The organism is Streptomyces sp. NPDC047028, from assembly GCF_040644095.1.
GTDB lineage: Bacteria > Actinomycetota > Actinomycetes > Streptomycetales > Streptomycetaceae > Streptomyces.
On sequence record NZ_JBEYVS010000064.1, the window covers coordinates 1 to 17,592 of the forward strand.

A 17,592-nucleotide genomic window follows, 5' to 3' on the forward strand; every position below is an offset into this window, starting at 1 on the left:
GGTCTGTTCGTGGTGCGTCGTCATGAGTTGACCGATGAATCGTGGGCGGTGATCGAGCCGTTGCTGGCTCCGTCGCGGATGGGCAGGCCGGTGCGAGACCGCCGTCAGGTGCTCAACGGGATCCTGTGGAAGCTTCCACAGGCGCCGCCTGGCGGGACCTGCCCGAGCGGTACGGGCCGTGGAAGACGGTCTAATACTCCAGTGCGACTTCGTGGTCTCGCGCTCCGATGCTGACAGAATGGACGCCGTGACGGAGGGCATACGAGCGATCTTTGAACAGGCTGGATGCGAGGGCGCCCTATGCGTCCAGCCGCTGGAAGGGGACGCCGAGTTCGGTCTGCATGCTGATGAACCCGTGGTCCCGGCCTCGGTGGTCAAGGTGCAGGTCGCCCTCGAAGCGGAGACCTCGTTCGTTGAAGGCCGATTGGACCCGTGTGAGCGGGTGACGCTGAGTGCTGCCGCTCGGACTCCCGGCCCAGTCGGGATCTCGCTCTTCCACGACGATGTCGTGCTCTCCTGGCGGGACATGGTCGTCCTGATGCTCACCATCAGCGACAACCACACCACCGACGCACTGCTGCGGCGAGTCGGCGTGGACGCACTCAACGCGACGGCGACCCGGCTCGGCCTGACCAGCACGGCGATCGAGTCCGACCTGCAGACCATGCTCGACTCCATCGGCCAGGACCTTGGCCGTGCCAGCTGGCAGGACTTGTTGGCCTGGGCGGCCGACGCATCGACGAACGACATGGCGCAGGCCGACGAGAGACTCCTTGCCTCCCGCGCCTTGGACCCGTCGCAGGGGACCCGCACCACCCCTCGCGACATGGTTGACCTACTGCGGCTGATCTGGACGGACCAGGCGGGCCCAGCAACCGCGTGCGAGCGTGTGCGCGCCGCGATGGCCAGGCAGTTGACCCGGCACCGTATCGCGAGCGGGTTCCAGTTGCCAGTACGCGTCGCGGCCAAGAGCGGCAGCCTGGTCGGCGTGATCCGCAACGAGATCGGCGTGATCTCCTATCCCGATGGCCGCCGATATGCCGCCGCTGTTTTCACTCGATCCCGGCCTGGTTCGGACGACGCCGCGATCAGCCGTGCCATCGGCGCCGCCACCGCAGAGGCCGTCACCGCACTACAGGACACGTGTGCCTGAAGTCTTTTCGGCGCCCGAAGCGGCAAAGCCAGACCCATGGCATACGGCTGAGCGCCTTCACCTATACGCGACGTGCCGGAGCGGGGTGAGAGCGGCAACGGCCACCGCGTGATCATCAAAGGTTGTGTGGACTCATGATGAGAGTGCGGTGGCCGCGAACCACAGCATAGACGCAGCCCGATGGCGGGCGATGTTCGACCAGGCTATGTCGAGGATCGCGAGCCGGTTCCACCGGGTCGAGCCGCGGGCGACGGCCCGGGCCTACCTGTTCGGACTGCTCTCCGCCGTCGAGCGGAAGAACTGCTGGCAGCTGGCCGAGCAAGCCGGCCATTCCCGTCCCGGGCCGATGCAGCGGCTGCTGCGAACCGCACGCTGGAACGCCGATGACGTCCGCGACGATGTCCGTGCCTACGTCGTTGAGCATCTGGGGGCCGACGACGGCGTGCTGATCGTCGACGAGACCGGGTTCTTGAAGAAGGGCCGCGGTTCGGCGGGCGTGCAGCGGCAGTACACCGGCACGGCCGGGCGGATCGAGAACAGCCAGGTCGGCGTGTTCCTCGCCTACGCCTCCCGCCACGGGCGGGCCTTGATCGATCGTCGGCTCTACCTTCCCGAGCAGACCTGGTGCAAGGACGACGAGCGTCGCACCCGCGCGGGCATCCCCGACCAGGTGCAGTTCGCGACCAAGCCCACTTTGGCCGGGCAGATGATCGCGGCCGCGCTGGATGCCGGAGTCACCGCCTCGTGGGCGACGGGCGACGAGGCATACGGCCAAGACCCGGTCCTACGCGCCCTGTTGGAGTCACGCGGGATCGGCTACGTGCTGGCCGTCGCCTGCAGCACCCGGGTACGGATCAACCACGGTCGCACTGCCACCCGGGCGAACGCCGCCGCCGACCGCCTACCCGCCTCCGCCTGGCACCGACAGAGCGCTGGAGCGGGGCGAAGGGGCCCCGCTACTACGACTGGGCCTGGATCGAGACCGACAGCGACGGCCACCGGCACCTGCTCATCCGCCGAAACCCCACCAGCGGCGAACTCGCTTTCTACCTGTCCTGGTCGCCCGGGCGAGTACCGCTGTCCGAGCTGATCCGGGTCGCGGGCATCCGGTGGTGCATCGAAGAGTGCTTCCAGGCGGCGAAGGGCCAAGTCGGCCTGGACCACTACCAGGTCCGTCACTGGACCGCGTGGCACCGGCACATCACTTTGGCCATACTCGCGCTGGCCTTCCTCACCGTCCTGGCCACCGACGCGACACCATCAAGACCGGCCCAGCTGAATCGTCCCGCTCGCAGCCGCGACCCGATCGACCTGACCGTACCCGAGATCCGCCACCTGCTCGGGGCGCTGCTCGACCCACCCAGCACTACCCCGAACCTGCTGCTGGCCTGGTCAGCCTGGCGAAGGCAGCACCAGGCCACAGCCCGTCGCAGCCACTACCGGCGCCGACTCTCCGCCCCCTCCACCGCATAGATCACGAAATCACACTGGAGTACTAGGTCCTGTCGTACGGATCGGGCCGGGTCCGGGGCTCCGTCGTCGGTGGGTGGGCGGCGGAGTCCCGGTGGGGCGGGGTGGCCCCGGGGGTGACGCGGCCGTTGTCCCAGTCGCCCTCGCCCAGGATGAGCAGCGGGTCGAACAACACGACGCCGGTGGCCACGAGGAGGAAGAGGGCGGGGCCCGCCAGCATCGGGAGCATCGAGACGGCCGAGGTGCCGCCGGCGAGATGGCCTGGCGCGGTGTGCAGATGGACGCTGACGGCGCCCATGGCGGTGTAGTGCATGCCGGTGACGGCGACGGCCATCACGAGGCTCGCGGCGAGCGCCGCGCCGAATCCCCGGACGCTCACGGCCGCCCACAGTGCCGCCGTGGCCGCGACGACGGCGATGACGACGGACAGGACGACGACGGGCAGGGCGTACTGGATGCTGCCGTCGACCTGGAGGGCGGCCATGCCGAGGTAGTGCATGGCCGCCACGCCCAGGCCGGTGACCGAGCCGGCGAAGGACAGGACGACCCGGCCGGCGCCCAGGTAGCCGACGGTGAAGACACCGAAGCCGACCACCACGACGGCGGCGACGAGGCTGATCATGGTCAGCCGGACGTCATAGGTGAGGCTCGCCCCGCTGATCCCGAAGCCCATCATGGCGACGAAGTGCATCATCCAGATTCCGCAGCCCAGCGATGCCGCGCCGAGGGCCAGCCAGCCCGGTTTCCGGCCCCGCCGGTAATACACGGACCGCACCACGCACCGAAGTCCCAGCGCGGACCCGAGAAATGCCATGAGGTAGGCCACCACCGGTGTGACCGCCCCGTACTGGAACCCTTCGACATCGGCGGACATCTGCCTTTCTCCCCCGCCTCAGCAGGAGCGGTAGACGTAGCCGCTCGCGCCCTTGGGCTGCACGTCTTCGTCACGTTTCACGACGGACAACTTCTTGCCCCACGACGAACAGGCTGAATTGAAGCCCTTCGTGTTGTACTCGATGTCGAAGACGCGATTGCTGTACGCCTTCGCGTAGCCGCCGCATTCGCTGTACTCCCCGCACTCCTCGGCGATCGCGAAGTCGAATCCGATCTTCGCGCGGGAGCCCAGGAGCTCGGCCGCGTTCTTCTGGGCTATCGCCAGTCCGGCGGCGTGCGCGCGCCGCGCGAGGAGGGTGGCGAAGGCGGTGTTGTTCGCCTTGGTGAGGCGGCCGCCGGACCGCTCGTAGGAGTCGAGGTTGTCCGGTTCGACGGCCTGGAAGCCCTTCTTGGCACAGCCGGTGAACCAGCCGCCCACGACCGACGCCAGCTTGGCGCGCTTGGCGGCCGTGGAGGTGTCCAGCAGCGCCTCACCCCAGTCCTCGTCGATGACGACGCGCTTGGAGCGGTCGCGCAGGACGAGTTCCGGGTGGTTCTTTTTCCACCAGCCGAGCACGTCGGGCTGCGCCTGGAACGCGTTCACGTAGCAGATGGTGTACAGCCCCTTGGCCGGTTTGGCGGCGCGGTCACGGGAGACGACGCGGACGCCTTTGGGAGGGGTGTACGCACCGCCTATCTGGTAATCGAAAGAGGCGTTGACCGGCGGGAGTTTCACCTTCCTCACGGCACGCGTGGCATTACCGCCGGCGAACGCGTTGGACATCAGCACGCCCGCCCCCAGCGTCGCGGTGACACCGAGTGCGGCGGCGGCGATGGTCGCTCTGCGCCGATAGAAAGGGGCCGGGGAGTGCTTGGGCATGTGTTACTCCAGTGCAGGGGTCGTACCAGCGCGCTCATTGTGGCGTACGGGTCGTCAAATTCCCCCCGGGATTCACCCCGAGGGAATTCCCCGGACCGGTTGAGAACACCACGACCGAGCGCAACACCTCTCCCTCGCGCATGCGGGTGAAGGCGTCCTCCACCTCCTCCACGGCGATGGTCTCGGTGACAAAGGCGTCCAGGGGCAGCCGTCCCTGCAGGAACAGGTCGATCAGCAGCGGGAAGTCCCGGGAGGGCAGGCAGTCGCCGTACCAGGAGGACTTCAGGGCGCCGCCCCGGCCGAACACGTCCAGCAGCGGCAGTTCGACGCGCATCTGCGGGGTGGGGACGCCGACGAGCACCACGGTGCCGGCGAGGTCACGGGCGTAGAAGGCCTGCTCGTACGTTTCGGGGCGGCCTACGGCGTCGATGACGACGTCCGCGCCGTGGCCGCCCGTCAGTTCGCGTATGGCCTCGACGGCGCCGGTGGCGCGGGAGTTGACGGTGTGGGTGGCGCCGAGCCGGCGGGCGGTGTCCAGTTTGCGGTCGTCGACGTCGACGGCGATGACCCGCGCTGCGCCCGCCAGGACGGACCCGGTGACGGCGGCCGCGCCGACGCCGCCGCATCCGATGACGGCGACGGAGTCGCCCCGGCCGACGCCGCCGGTGTTGATCGCGGCGCCGATCCCGGCCATCACCCCGCAGCCGAGCAGCCCGGCCACGGCCGGGTCGGCGGTCTTGTCCACCTTGGTGCACTGGCCGGCGGCGACGAGCGTCTTCTCGGCGAAGGCGCCGATGCCCAGGGCCGGGGAGAGTTCGGTTCCGTCGGTCAGGGTCATGCGCTGCCGGGCGTTGTGGGTGTCGAAGCAGTACCAGGGCCGTCCGCGCCGGCAGGCCCGGCACTTCCCGCACACGGCCCGCCAGTTGAGGATGACGAAGTCTCCGGGCGCGAGATCGCCGACGTTCTCTCCGACGGCCTCGACGACGCCGGCCGCCTCATGGCCGAGGAGGTAGGGGAAGTCGTCGCCGATCCCGCCCTCGCGGTAGTGCAGGTCGGTGTGGCAGACGCCGCAGGCCTGGATGCGCACGACCGCCTCGCCGGGCCCCGGGTCCGGCACCACGATCGTCTCCAGCCGGACGGGCTCGCCTTTCGCCCGCGCCACGACGCCTCGTACCAGCTGTGGCATGTGTCTCCACCTCTCCTGTGTTCTTCGTGCGTGGGTGTGTAGTTACGGTCACCGGGCGTGGCGCGGACGGCTCAGGGCAGATGGCGCGAGACGACGATGCGCATGATGTCCGAGGTGCCTTCCTCGATCTCCTCGAGTTTGGCGTCGCGCATCCACTGCTCCACCGGGTACTCGCGCGAGTAGCCCCAGCCGCCGAGGGTCTGCACGGCCGCCCACGTGCTGAACATGGCGGTCTCCGAGGCGGTCAGCTTCGCCATCGCGGCCAGTGCGGTCACGCCCGGGTCGCCGGCGTCGATGGCGCGGGCGGCCCGCAGGACGAGCAGCCGGGCGGTCTCGATGCGGGTGGCCATGTCGGCCAGGCGGAAGGCGACCGCCTGGTGCTCGATGACGGGCTTGCCGAACTGGACGCGGACGCGGGCGTAGTCGCGGGCGTACTCGTAGGCGGCGCGGGCCGCGCCGACCGACGCGGCGCCGAGCACGACGCGGGAGATGTCGAAGGTCCGCATCAGGCCGTGGAAGCCCTGTCCCTCCTCGCCGAGCCGGTCCTCGTCGGGCACGAACACGTCGGAGAAGTACACCTCCCGGCAGACGATGGCCCGCTGGCCCATCTTCCGCATCGGTTCGCCGACGCTCAGTCCTTCGCTGTCGGCGCCGACGAGGAAGGCCGTGACTCCCCTGGCCCGCAGGCCCGGGTCGGTCTTGGCGAAGACGACGTAGGAGCGGGCGGCTCCGGCGTTGGAGATCCACGCCTTCTGCCCGTTGAGGACGTACCCGCCCTCCACCCGGCGGGCCGTCGTCTGGATCGACGCGGCGTCGGAGCCGGCGCCGGGCTCGGTGGTGGCCAGCGACGTCATCGGCGCCTCGGGTCCGGTCAGCGGTCCGAGCCAGCGCTTCTTCTGGTCCTCGGTTCCCAGTTCCAGCACGGGGTCGGCGAAGAAGCCGTTGGAGCACACGAGGTTGCCGATGCCGGGGTCGCCGTAGCACAGCTCCTCCTGTACGAGGCACTGTGTGAAGACGTCGGTGAAGCCGCCGCCACCCACCTCCTCCGGCAGCATGTAGTCGGTGAGGCCGACCTCGGCGGCCTTGCGCCAGATGTCGACGGGGGTGACGACGTCGGCCTCGTCCACGGCGCGGGCGCGGGGGCGGATCTCGTTGCGGGCGAAGTCACGGCAGAGACCGACGATCGCTCGCTGCTCGTCGGTGAGCGGCCAGGGCTCGGGGAACGCGTTCATGGTCTTCCTCCTGTCGGCGGTGTCGGGTGTCGTCGAGGGCGGAGCGGGCGGGGGGTGAGTGCCGGCCGTCGGTCAGCCGGCGGGCTGGTGATGACTGTCGGCGTCTGTCAGCCGGTGGCGGCCTTCTCCGGCCAGTGGATGAGGGTGGGGCGGTCGGCGGCGAGGGCGTTGTTCAGCGCCTCGGCCAGGCGTTCCGGAGTGTCGGCGCGTTCTCCGTGGCAGCCCAGGGCTCGCGCGAGTGCGACGAAGTCGGGTCCGGGCAGGTCGACGGCGTGCACGGGGTCGTGGCGGTCCGCCATCTCGTTGCGGATCTCGCCGTAGCCGCCGTTGTCGGAGACCACCACGGGCAGGGGCAGCCGCAGTTGGGCGGCGGTGGCGAGTTCCTGGACGGTGAACATGAGCCCGCCGTCGCCGTGCAGGGCGACGACCGGGGTACCGGGGCGGGCCAGTTTGGCGCCGATCGCGGCGGGCAGCGCGTAGCCGAGCGTGCCGAGGCCGGTGGGGTAGAGGAACGAACGCGGGTGCTGTGCGGGCAGGTTCGACAGGGCGCCGTAGTAGGCGGCCATGGCGGAGTCCGCGGCGAGCACGCCGTCGGCTCCGAGCGCCCCGGCTATGGCCGCGGTCAGGTCCAGGTGGTCGGCGCCCTCGGACCGTGCCTGCGCGTCGCGTGCGGCGCGGACCTCGGCCGCGCGTGCCTCGGCGGCGCGGGTGTGGTCCCGGGAGGGCGGCCCGACGACGGCTGTCAGACCGCGGTGGATCGCGCGCAGGGCGAGGGCGGCGTCGGCGACGACGGCGACGTCCGGGAGTTCGTTGGTGGTGGCGGCCTGGGCGTCGACGTCGATGCGCACCAGTGCGCCGGTGCGCTTCAGGGGACCGTTCCACAGGTCGGCGGGGGCGAGTTCGGTGCCGACGGCGAGCACGGCGTCGCTGCCGGCCACCAGGTCGTGCACGGCCGGGTGGTGGAGGCCGGCGCCCACCGCGAGGGGATGGCCGTCGCCAAGGGCGCCCTTGCCGTTGGCCGTGGTGACGACCGGTGCCCCGAGCAGTTCGGCGGTCGTGCGCAGTTCGCGGGCGGCGCCCGCGCTTCCGCCGCCGGCGATGATCACCGGCCGCTCGGCCGTCGCGAGGGCGCGTACGGCGGCCAGGACGGCGGCCGGTGCCGGTGTCGCGGGCGGCACGGTGACCGGGGGAACCACCTGCACGGGTGCCTGCTCGTCCAGCAGGTCCAGGGGGATCTCCAGGTGCACCGGGCGCGGCCGTCCGGTCGCCATGTGGGCGTACGCCTGGGCGACGGCGAACGGTATCTCCGCGACGGTGGTGACACGGTGACTGTAGGCGACGACGGCGTCCAGGGCGGCCCGCTGGTCCTTGACCTCGTGCAGGAGTCCGTTGCCGCGGCCGGGGTGGCGTACGGGCATGCCCGGGGAGACGAGGAGGACGGGTACGGAGTCGGAGTAGGACTGTGCGGCGGCGGTGGCCGCGTTGAGCACGGCGGGGCCGGTGGTGGTGAGGCACACCCCGGGGCGTCCGCCGGCCCGGGCCCAGCCGTCCGCGGCGAACGCGGCGCCCTGCTCGTGCCGCGGGGACACGTGCCGGATGCCCTGCCGGGTGAGGGCGGCGTAGACGGGGAGGTTGTGCGTGCCGGGGATGCCGAAGACGGTGTCGGCGTCGTGGGCGGCCAGGGCGGCCACGAGGGCTTCGCCGCCGGTCATCGGGGCGCTCATGCCGTGTCCCGGGCGCTGGTGTAGATGGACTTGCCGAGCCACTGCCCGCCGTCGACGACGAGGACGTCGCCGGTGACGTAGGCGGCGCGGTCGCTGATCAGGAAGGCGGCGGACTCGGCCACTTCGTCCGGGGTCGTGAACCGTCCGGCCGGGACGCTGGAGAGCACGCGGTCGCGGGCGGCCCGGTCGGGCCAGAGGGCGGCGGCCGCTCCCTCGGTCTCGGTGGGTCCGGGGGCGATGCAGTTGACGCGGACGCCGCGGGCAGCCCACTCCACGGCCAGGGTCCGCGTCATGGCGAGGACCCCGCCCTTGGCGGCGGCGCTGTGCACGGTGCCGGGGTGCCCGTGCCAGGCGTATCCGGCGATCACGTTGAGGACGGCGCCCCGGTTGCGCGGCAGCATGTGCCGGGCGGCGGCACGGGTGCAGTGGAAGGTGCCGTTGAGGACGATGTCGATGACGGCCTTCCAGCCGCCCGGCGACAACTGCTCGCCCGGTACGACGAAGTTGCCCGCGGCATTGTTGACGAGGACGTCGAGGCGTCCGTGGCGTTCGGCGACCTGGTCGACGGCGTCGTCCACGGCGGCCGCGTCACGGACGTCGCAGGCCACGGCGTCGGCGGCGCCGCCGGCGGCCTCGATAAGCTCCACCGTGCCGCGCAGCGCCTCCTCCCGGCGGCCCAGTACGGTCACGTGTCCGCCGCCCGCCGCCCAGCGCAGCGCGATGGCCCGGCCGATGCCGGATCCGCCGCCGGTGACCAGCGCGGTCTGCCCGCGGAACTCGTCGGGCTGTGTCTGGGGGGTCATGACTCTTCCTCCGCGTCGGGCTTGGTGTGGGGCGTGGGCTTCGTGTGGGGCGTGGGCTTCGTGGCGGGCGTCGTATCGCGCGTGTCGCCGGGCTTCGTGCCGGGTTTGGTGTCGGGCGTGGTGTCGTCGCCGTGGGTGAGGAGCAGGGCGTCGACGGCGAGGGCGCCGTCGGGTGCGACGCGCAGTGGATTGACCTCGATCTCCGTGCCGTCGGCGGTGAGCCGGGCGACGAGCCGGGAGACGGCGACGACGGTCTCGGCCAGCGCCTCGGTGTCGACGGCGGGCCGGCCGCGCCAGCCGGCGAGGAGTGGCGCGCAGCGCAGGGCGGCGATCATCCGCCGGGCCTCGTCGGGGCCGACCGGCGCGCACTCGGTGACGGTGTCGCGGTGCAGTTCGGCCTCGACGCCGCCGGCTCCCACGGTGATCACGGGGCCGAGGCGGGCGTCGCGTCGTCCGCCCACGATCATCTCGATCACGTCCGGCCGTACGTCCTGTTCCTCCAGGACGTACGGCCCCTCGCCCAGGCGTTGCTTCATGCCGGTGAGCGCGCGGACCGCGTCGTCGGGGCCGGCGAGGCCGACGCGTACGCCGCCCATCTCCGTCTTGTGGGCGAGCCAGGCCGCCTTGAGGACGTAGGGGGCGCGCAGTTGGGCCGTCGCGTCACGGACGTCGGCGGTGTCGCGCACCGTGCGGGCGGGCGGGAAGGCCACGCCTGCCTCGGTGAGGAGGGCGCGCGCCGGTTCGTAGCCGTGCCCCTCCGGGGTGGCGGCGGGCAGGACCGGTTCGAGGGTGCGTCCCGGCCGGGCCCGGAACGCGGCGGCGCAGGCGAGCGCCTCGGTGGCGGTCTCGACGGTGGGGAACACCGGGACGCCCGTCTCGCGCAGCAGCCGTGCGGTGTCGCCGTCGTCGCCCATGGAGTGCAGGACGAGCGGCCGGCCGTGGTCCCGGGCGGCGCGGGCGAGTTCGGCCGCGACCTGCCGTTCGGCGTCGGCGAGGGCGGGGCTGTCCAGGCCGTAGCGGCCGAAGTAGCCGCTGAGGAGGACGCTGTCCACGTCTCCGGAGCGGAGCAGGGCCGTGACGGTGTCCCGGTAGCTGCCGAGGTCCTGTTCGCCGGCGCCGGCGAGGTCGACGGGGTTGGTGGTCCCGGCGCCGGCGGGCAGCTCGCGGGCGAGGGCGGTGGCTGTCGGTTCGCCGAGCCGGGGGACGTCGAGGCCGCGCCGGGTCGCGCAGTCGGCGGCCAGTGCGCCCTGTCCGCCGCTGTCGCTGACGATTCCGGTGCGGGGTCCGGCGGGGAGGGGCGCGGCCAGCAGGACGGCGGCGGCTCCGGCCAGTGCGGCCGGGGTCTCCACCCGGACGGCGCCGGCGGCGCGGCAGGCGGCGTCCACGAGTTCCATCGGTGAGGTGAGCGCGCTGGTGTGGGAGCGGGCGGCCCGCGCGCCGGCCTCGCTGCCGCCGGCGGCGAGCAGGAGGACGGGTTTGCCGGCGGCTCGGAGAGCCCGCATGGCGTCGAAGAGGCGCCGGCCGTCCTGGAAACCTTCGAGGTACACGCCCACCGCGCGGGTGCGGTCGTGGCCGAGGAGGTCCTCCAGCAGGTCGGCGGCCGTGACGTCGGCCTGGCTGCCCACGGAGACGAACCGGGAGATGCCGACGCCGGAGCGCTGGGCGTGGAGGGCGATCTCGCTGCCCACCTGGCCGCTCTGCGAGATCACGGCCAGCTCGCCGGGCGGGAAGTCCCCCCAGGTGATCTGCAGGTCGGAGGCGGCGTCGAACAGGCCGAGGCTGCTGGGGCCGATCAGCCGGGCCCCGGCGGCGGTGACCCGGGCGGCCAGGCGCCGCTCGTCCGGCACTGAGGCGGTGATGCCGACCAGGCCGCGGACCCCGAGGCCGAGGGCCTCCTCGACGACGGGGCCCACCTGGGCGGCGGGTACGCACACGGCGACCAGTTCGGGCACCTCGGGCAGGTCGCGCAGGGTGGCGGCGGCCGGCACGCCCAGGATGCGCGTGCTGCGGCGGGTGACCAGGTGGACGGAGCGCCGGGACCGGCCGCGCAGGGCGCCGCGGGCCAGCCAGTACCCCCACTTCGCCGGGTTGGCCGAGGCGCCGACGACGGCCACGGACGCGGGGTCGTGGAAGACGTCGAGGCCGTTGTCCTGGGTGGCGCCGGAGTGGTCACGGGTGGGCATCGTCACGACGGCTCCTCTCGATGGCCGAGGGCGGGGGAAGCGGGAAGTCGAGTGGGTGTGGAGTCCGGGTTCCGGCGTGGTCGCCCGGGTCGGCGGTGCCACCGGAGCTGCGGGGGCCGTGGCGGCTGCCGTAGCTGCGTAGCTGCTGGAACCGCCGTAGCTGTCGTAGCTGTCGAGCTGCCGGACGGAGGCGAGGCGGGCCGCTCAAGCCGGCCGGTTCGATCGCCTTTTACTGACTGATGGGACAGTTCAATATTCGGTAGCTTGTGGGCCGGAACAGGGGTTTGTCAATCGAACGCGACCGAATCTTGCTGACTGCTCAATCAGTTGCGTCGGTATGGATCCGGGTGTTGACAGCCGGGAATCCGCTCCTGCATGGTCGTTCAGTAATCGCTCCCCGATCGAGCGAAGCAGCCCCCTCGCGTCAGCCTCGCCGCGCGCCCCCGGCGCCGGTCCGATCACCGCGAGCGGTTCCCAGCCCGCTTCCCCTCGGCGCCCCTCCCGCACGGCGGCGCCGAGGAGACACGGGCGCCGAGTGCCCGCGTCGAGAGGCCACATCATGGACATGAACACCGGGACCGAGTCGTTCGACGTGATCGTCGTCGGTCTGGGCGGGCTCGGCTCCGCCACCGCCTGGCACCTCGCCGAGTCGGGCCGCAGCGTGCTCGCGCTCGAACAGTTCGGCATCGGTCACGAGCGGGGGGCGTCACACGACACCTCGCGCATCCTGCGGCACAGCTACCACCGCCCCGACTACGTGCGTCTGACCCGGCACGCCTACGACGACTGGGCGCGGCTGGAACAGGCCGCGGGCGAGCGGTTCGTGACGCGCACGGGCGGGGTCGACCTCCGCCCCCCGCGCTCCTCGCTGCCGCTGGACGACTACTGGCGCAGCCTGGACGCCGAGGGGATCCCCTACGAGCTGCTCTCCACCGAGGAGGTGCGCGCCGGCTGGCCGCAGATCGCGGTGCCCGACGGTACGACGGCGATGTTCCAGGAGCGCACCTCCATCGTGCCCGCGGCCCGCTCCACCGCCGCCATGCAGCGGCTGGCCGTCGCCGCGGGCGCGGTGCTGCGGGACGAGGAACCGGTGACCGGTCTGCGCCACGGAGCGCGCGGCGTGGAGGTGGTCACGCCGAAGGGGCGGTACTCCGCGGAGCGGGTGGTGCTGTGCACGGACGCCTGGGCCAACGTCCTGCTGGGGCCGCTGGGCTGGCAGGTCCCGCTGACCGTGCTGGAGGAGCAGGTCACGTACTTCGAGCCCGGCGACCCGGCCCGGTTCGCGCCCGGGGCCTTCCCGGTCTGGATCTGGCTGGACGACCCGAGTTTCTACGGCTTCCCCACGTACGGGGAGGCGACGGTCAAGGCCGGCCAGGACTGCGGGGGGCCCGAGGTGCTCCCGGAGAAGCGGTCCGGGACGACGGACCCGCAGATGCTCCAGGTGCTCTCCCGCTTCATGGCCGAGCGGTTCCCGGGCAGCGGAAAGGCGGTCCGCTCCAAGCGGTGTCTCTACACCCTCACCCCGGACCGTGACTTCGTCCTCGGCGCCGTACCGGGAGCGGAGCGGATCCTGGTCGGCCTCGGGGCGGCGCACGCCTTCAAGTTCGCGCCGACCTTCGGCCGGCTGCTGTCCGACCTGAGCCAGGACGCCTCGCTCGCCTCGACGGAGCCCTACGCCACGTTCCGGCTCGACCGCCCCGCGCTCACCGACCCGGACCACCCCGTCAACTGGATGACCTGACGGTCCGTCCGCAGTCCCAGGGTCCTCTCTCCGGATCCGGCCGGCCCGCGGGCCCGGCATGATCCGGAGGAGAGGACCCAGCCCAGGTCCCCGTATCGAACGCACCGTCGGCGACGTGTGCCTGCCCCGAGGTGAGCCATGACAGCCAGCACCCTCAGCACCCTTCCTTCGACCGGCGCCGCCGCGCCGCACCTTCAGGTGATCTGGACGGATCCGGTCACCGGACGGCAGGGCTTCGTCGTCGTCGACCGGCTGGTCCGGGGCGTGGCCAGCGGCGGACTGCGCATGCGCGAGGGCTGCACCCTCGACGAGGTGCGCGGCCTGGCCGCCGGCATGACCCGCAAGGAGGCGCTCCACTACGACCCCGCCAACCGCTACGTGCCGCTCGGCGGCGCCAAGGGCGGGATCGACGTCAGCCCGCACGACCCCGAGGCCCGTGCCGTGCTCGGCCGCTTCCTGGAGGCGGTGCGGTATCTGCTGCGCCACCACTGGACCACGGGCGAGGACCTGGGGCTGCGTCAGGACACCCTGGACGAGGTCATCACGGAACTCGGTATGGACAGTTCCATCGAGGCCATCTACCCGCTGCTGGACGACGCCGCACGGGCGCGGCGCCGGCTGGCCGACGCGTTCGCCCTGGACGTGGACGGAGTGGCCCTGCCCGAACTGGTGGGCGGGCTCGGCGTCGCGGAGTCGGCGCTGACGGCGCTGGACCACCTGGGCGTGCCGCACGGTTCGGCCCGCGCGGTGGTCCAGGGCTTCGGGTCGATGGGGGGTGCCACCGCTCGCTATCTCGCCCGCGCCGGAGTGCGGGTGGTGGGCCTGGCCGACGCCCACGGGACGATCGTCAACCCGGACGGGCTGGACGTGGAACGCCTGCTGCTGACCCGCGACCCGCTCGGCGGCATCGACCGCACGCAGCTGGGCGAGGGCGCCACCGAGGCCCCCGGGGACGCCTGGCTCGGCCTCGACTGCGAGATCCTGGTGCCGGCGGCCGTGTCGTACTGCATCGACGCGGACAACCAGTCCCGGATCAGGGCCCGGGTCGTCGCGGAGGCCGCCAACATGCCCACGCTCGCCGACGCGGAGGCGGCGCTGCACGCGCGCGGGGTGCTCGTCCTGCCGGACTTCGTGGCCAACTCGGCCACCAACGCGTGGTGGTGGTGGACGCTGTTCGGTGACATCGAGGCCGACGCCGAACAGGCCGCCGCCAAGGTGCGCACCTCCATGCGCCGCCTGACCACCGACATGCTGGAGGCGTCGGAGCGGCTCGGCGTCACACCGCGCCGCGCCGCCCTCGACGCGGTCGGCGACCGGCTGGCGGAGATCGACGCTCGGTTCGGCCGGGTGCCGCGCCAGCGGCTCGAAGGAGGCGACGATGCCGGAGCGCAGTGACGTCGTCGTCATCGGCGGCGGCCTGATGGGCGCCGCGACGGCCTGGGCTGCGGCCCGCCGGGGGCTGTCCGTCCTGCTCCTGGAGCAGTACGGGCCCGGCCACGGCCGCGGCAGCTCCCACGGCAGCGCCCGGATCGTACGGCGCGGCTACGATGACCCCCTCTACACCCGGCTCACCGGGCGGGCCTTCGAACTGTGGCGGGAGCTGGAACTCCAGGCCGACGCGCACCTGCTGCGGATGCTCGGAAGCGTGGACTTCGGCACGCGCGCGTACGCCGAGTCGGTCGCGGCGCAGCTCGCCGCCGCCGGCGTACCGCACGAGACGCTGGACGCGGCGGAGGCGGAGCGCCGCTGGCCCGGCATGCGGTTCGAGGGGCCCGTCGTGCACCACCCCCAGGGCGGCACGGTCGACGCCGAGGCGGCGGTGGCCGCGTTCCTCGCCACCGCCGTCGTCCTCGGCGCGGTCGTCCGGCACGGCGCCGAGGTCCGCTCCCTCGCCCCGGACGGCGACGGCGCGCGGGTCGTGCTCGCCGACGGTACGACGCTGCTCGCCCGGCAGGTGGTCGTCGCGGGCGGCGCCTGGACTGCCGGGCTGCTCGACGGCCTGGTCGCGCTGCCGCCGCTGACCGTCACGCAGCAGGACACCTTCCACTTCCCCCGGCTGGACCCGGCCGCACGGGCGTGGCCCAGCGTGCTGCACGAGGACGGACCGGGCATCTACCACCTGGCCGGCGGACGGGACGGCGGGCCGGGCGACGACCGCAAGATCGGCGAGCACTACGGCGGCCGCCGGACGACGGCGGCCGGCCGGGACGGCGTGATCACCGCCGCGTCCCGGGCCCGGGTGAGCGAGTACGTCCGCCGGTGGCTGCCCGGTCTGGATCCGGTGCCGCGGTCCGAGTCGAGCTGTCTGTTCACCTTCACGCCGAGCGAGGACTTCCTCCTCGACCGCGTCGGCCCGTTCGTCGTCTGTTCCCCCTGTTCGGGGCACGGGGCGAAGTTCGCGCCGCTCATCGGCGAACTGACGGCGGACCTGGTGACGGGCGCCGCCCGGCCTCCTGAGCAGTTCCGGCTGAGCGCGCACACCGCGGAGGGCCGGGCGCGCTGACCCGCCGTCGTACAGCCGTGAAGGGGCGGGGTCCGCCGGCCCGCCCCTTCCTGACAGCCGAGTCAGGAGGAGCGCTAAGGTGGTCGGCGTGGCACGCAAACAGGTCATTCTCAGGCGCGAGGAGATCCTCGACGCGACGGTGGAGCAGATCAAGCAACGGGGCATCGCGACGACCCGGGTCGCCGACGTCGCCGGAGCGTTGAACGTGAGCAGCGGACTGGTCCACTACCACTTCGCGACCAAGGAGCAGCTGGTCGAGGAGGCGTTCGCGCACGCGGCCCGCCGCGAGATGGAGGCGCTGCGCACGACCGTCGGCCGGCGGACGACCGCGGTCGCCCGGATGAAGGCGCTGCTGCGGCTCTACTCCCCGGTCGGGCAGACACCGTCCTGGCGGCTGTGGATCGATGGCTGGTCAGCGGGCATGCGCGAACAGGGACTCCAGGACGTCATGCAGCAGATGGACGCCGAGTGGAAGGCCCATATGACGGCCCTGGTCGAGGAGGGGGCCGCGAGCGGCGAGTTCCGGTGCGTCGACCCGCGGGCGGCGGCCTGGCGCATCACCCTCTTCCTCGACGGCCTCGCCGTACAGCTCGTGGCCCGGCGCGGCGCGCTGGAGAAGGCGGAGGCCCAGCGCTGGGTACGCGAGCACGTGGCCGGTCAGCTCGGCATCTCCGCGGACCTGCTGGGAGTGCGGCGGGCGCGGAGTACGGCGGGGGCCTGAAGCACGCGGGGCCAGGGTTTCTTGTTGACTGACGGGCCAGTCAGTAATTAGGCTTCCCGTGAACGCGTGCCATCGCGTCCGGTCCGGGCGTCAGCGCCCCACATCGCAGGGGGTGCCGTGAGCGCCGTCGACTCGGGGACGTATCCCGCCACCGCGCACAAGGCACGGGGACGGCGCGTCGCCGTCATCGCGCTGACGGGCGCAACCGCCGTGTGGGGCTGGAGTTATCTCGCCACGGTCTGGCTGCTGCCCGAGATGGGTACGGCGAGTCTCGTCGCCGTACGCTTCCTCGCCGCCGGCGTCCTCATGGTGGCGGTCAGGCCCCGGGCGATCCTGGCGCTCGGCCGCCGGCACGTCCTGGCCGGACTGGCCCTGGCCTGCTGTCTGGGCTCGGGGACCATGCTCCAGGTGGCGGGGCAGCACCACATTCCCGCGTCCCAATCCGGCTTCCTGACCTCCCTGTTCGTCGTTCTCACGCCGCTCGTGGCACGCCTGCTGTTCGGGGCCCGGGTCGCCCCGGCCGTCTGGGGCGCCGTGGCGGCGGCGACGGCGGGTCTTGCCGTCATCTCGTTCAACGGCGTCTCGTTCGGCGCCGGTACGTGGCTGACCCTGGCGGGCGCGGTGTGCTACTCGGTGCAGATGGCCCTGCTGTCCGCGTACGCGTCGGCCAACAAGGTCTACGGGCTGGCGTCGCTGCAGATCCTGGGCTCGGGAGTGATCGGGGCGGCATGGGCCCTCCCCGACGGTCTCGACCTGCCGGACACAGGGGCCGGCTGGGGATGGCTCGCCTACTCCACCCTGCTGGCGACGCTGGGCATGTACGCGGTGCAGACGTGGGCGCAGTCCCGGGTGCCGGCCGCCACGGCCGCCGTCGTCATGGCGTGCGAGCCGTTGTTCGTGGCCGCCTTCAGCATGCTCATCGGCGTCCCGCCGACGGCCCGCACGGTGCTGGGCGGCCTGCTGATCCTGGTCGCCATGCACCTCGTCATCACCGGGGACCGTGCCAGATCTGCGTCTCCGGCATGACTCTGCCGAAGCGGCCTACGCCAGGTACCAGTTGAGGTGAAGGCGCTCCGCCCACATCGGCCAGGGCGTGTTTTTCGGGAGTTGACGGGCGGGCCAG

Annotated in this window: 13 protein-coding genes and 2 pseudogenes; 8 read left to right on the forward strand and 7 right to left on the reverse strand. The window is 72.4% G+C overall.

Annotated features, from left to right (window positions below; genetic code table 11):
• Positions 1 to 9: 9 nt before the first annotated feature.
• The 3 genes and pseudogenes from ABZ854_RS34120 to ABZ854_RS34130 form a co-directional block, all read left to right on the forward strand.
• Positions 10 to 191 (forward strand): annotated as a pseudogene (locus ABZ854_RS34120) (transposase); the annotation flags it as partial.
• Between the two features lie 47 nt (positions 192 to 238).
• Complete coding sequence (locus ABZ854_RS34125; protein ID WP_361219024.1) at positions 239 to 1,153, forward strand: serine hydrolase; 915 nt, start codon at positions 239 to 241, stop codon at positions 1,151 to 1,153.
• A gap of 205 nt (positions 1,154 to 1,358) precedes the next feature.
• Positions 1,359 to 2,626, forward strand: a pseudogene (locus tag ABZ854_RS34130) (IS701 family transposase).
• Positions 2,627 to 2,648: 22 nt separating this feature from the next.
• On the opposite strand, the gene ABZ854_RS34135 reads toward ABZ854_RS34130, so the two are convergent.
• The 7 genes from ABZ854_RS34135 to ABZ854_RS34165 form a co-directional block, all read right to left on the reverse strand.
• Positions 2,649 to 3,497, reverse strand: coding sequence for an MHYT domain-containing protein (locus tag ABZ854_RS34135; RefSeq protein ID WP_361219026.1), 849 nt, complete (start codon positions 3,495 to 3,497; stop codon positions 2,649 to 2,651).
• 18 nt (positions 3,498 to 3,515) lie between these two features.
• Complete coding sequence (locus ABZ854_RS34140; RefSeq protein ID WP_361219029.1) at positions 3,516 to 4,376, reverse strand: endo alpha-1,4 polygalactosaminidase; 861 nt, start codon at positions 4,374 to 4,376, stop codon at positions 3,516 to 3,518.
• A 34-nt stretch (positions 4,377 to 4,410) separates the two neighbouring features.
• A complete protein-coding gene (locus tag ABZ854_RS34145) occupies positions 4,411 to 5,562 on the reverse strand; it encodes an S-(hydroxymethyl)mycothiol dehydrogenase (protein WP_361219032.1) in 1,152 nt (383 codons plus the stop codon).
• Between the two features lie 71 nt (positions 5,563 to 5,633).
• Positions 5,634 to 6,794 (reverse strand): acyl-CoA dehydrogenase family protein, encoded by a 1,161-nt coding sequence (locus tag ABZ854_RS34150; protein ID WP_361219034.1) that lies wholly within the window; start codon positions 6,792 to 6,794, stop codon positions 5,634 to 5,636.
• Between the two features lie 107 nt (positions 6,795 to 6,901).
• Positions 6,902 to 8,518: a 5-guanidino-2-oxopentanoate decarboxylase gene (locus ABZ854_RS34155; RefSeq protein ID WP_361219037.1), complete on the reverse strand. Its 1,617-nt coding sequence runs from the start codon at positions 8,516 to 8,518 to the stop codon at positions 6,902 to 6,904.
• Positions 8,515 to 9,321: an SDR family oxidoreductase gene (locus ABZ854_RS34160; protein ID WP_361219039.1), complete on the reverse strand. Its 807-nt coding sequence runs from the start codon at positions 9,319 to 9,321 to the stop codon at positions 8,515 to 8,517. The genes ABZ854_RS34155 and ABZ854_RS34160 overlap by 4 nt, the downstream gene beginning before the upstream one ends.
• The gene (locus ABZ854_RS34165) at positions 9,318 to 11,504 is read right to left on the reverse strand and encodes an acetate--CoA ligase family protein (RefSeq protein WP_361219085.1); all 2,187 of its coding nucleotides are present in this window, start codon (positions 11,502 to 11,504) and stop codon (positions 9,318 to 9,320) included. Before ABZ854_RS34165 ends, ABZ854_RS34160 begins: the two co-directional genes overlap by 4 nt.
• Before the next feature lie 565 nt (positions 11,505 to 12,069).
• On the opposite strand from ABZ854_RS34165, the gene solA reads away from it, so the two are divergent.
• The 5 genes from solA to ABZ854_RS34190 all read left to right on the forward strand — a co-directional run bounded on the left by solA (position 12,070) and on the right by ABZ854_RS34190 (position 17,495).
• Entirely contained in the window at positions 12,070 to 13,245 is a 1,176-nt protein-coding gene (gene solA / locus ABZ854_RS34170; protein WP_361219042.1) for an N-methyl-L-tryptophan oxidase, read from the forward strand.
• Positions 13,246 to 13,383: 138 nt separating this feature from the next.
• Complete coding sequence (locus ABZ854_RS34175) at positions 13,384 to 14,640, forward strand: Glu/Leu/Phe/Val dehydrogenase dimerization domain-containing protein (RefSeq protein ID WP_361219044.1); 1,257 nt, start codon at positions 13,384 to 13,386, stop codon at positions 14,638 to 14,640.
• Entirely contained in the window at positions 14,624 to 15,748 is a 1,125-nt protein-coding gene (locus ABZ854_RS34180) for an FAD-dependent oxidoreductase (protein WP_361219046.1), read from the forward strand. The genes ABZ854_RS34175 and ABZ854_RS34180 overlap by 17 nt, the downstream gene beginning before the upstream one ends.
• Before the next feature lie 88 nt (positions 15,749 to 15,836).
• On the forward strand, positions 15,837 to 16,469 hold the full coding sequence (locus ABZ854_RS34185; RefSeq protein WP_361219049.1) for a TetR/AcrR family transcriptional regulator: 633 nt from the start codon (positions 15,837 to 15,839) through the stop codon (positions 16,467 to 16,469).
• 117 nt (positions 16,470 to 16,586) lie between these two features.
• On the forward strand, positions 16,587 to 17,495 hold the full coding sequence (locus tag ABZ854_RS34190; RefSeq protein ID WP_361219052.1) for a DMT family transporter: 909 nt from the start codon (positions 16,587 to 16,589) through the stop codon (positions 17,493 to 17,495).
• Positions 17,496 to 17,592: the final 97 nt, after the last annotated feature.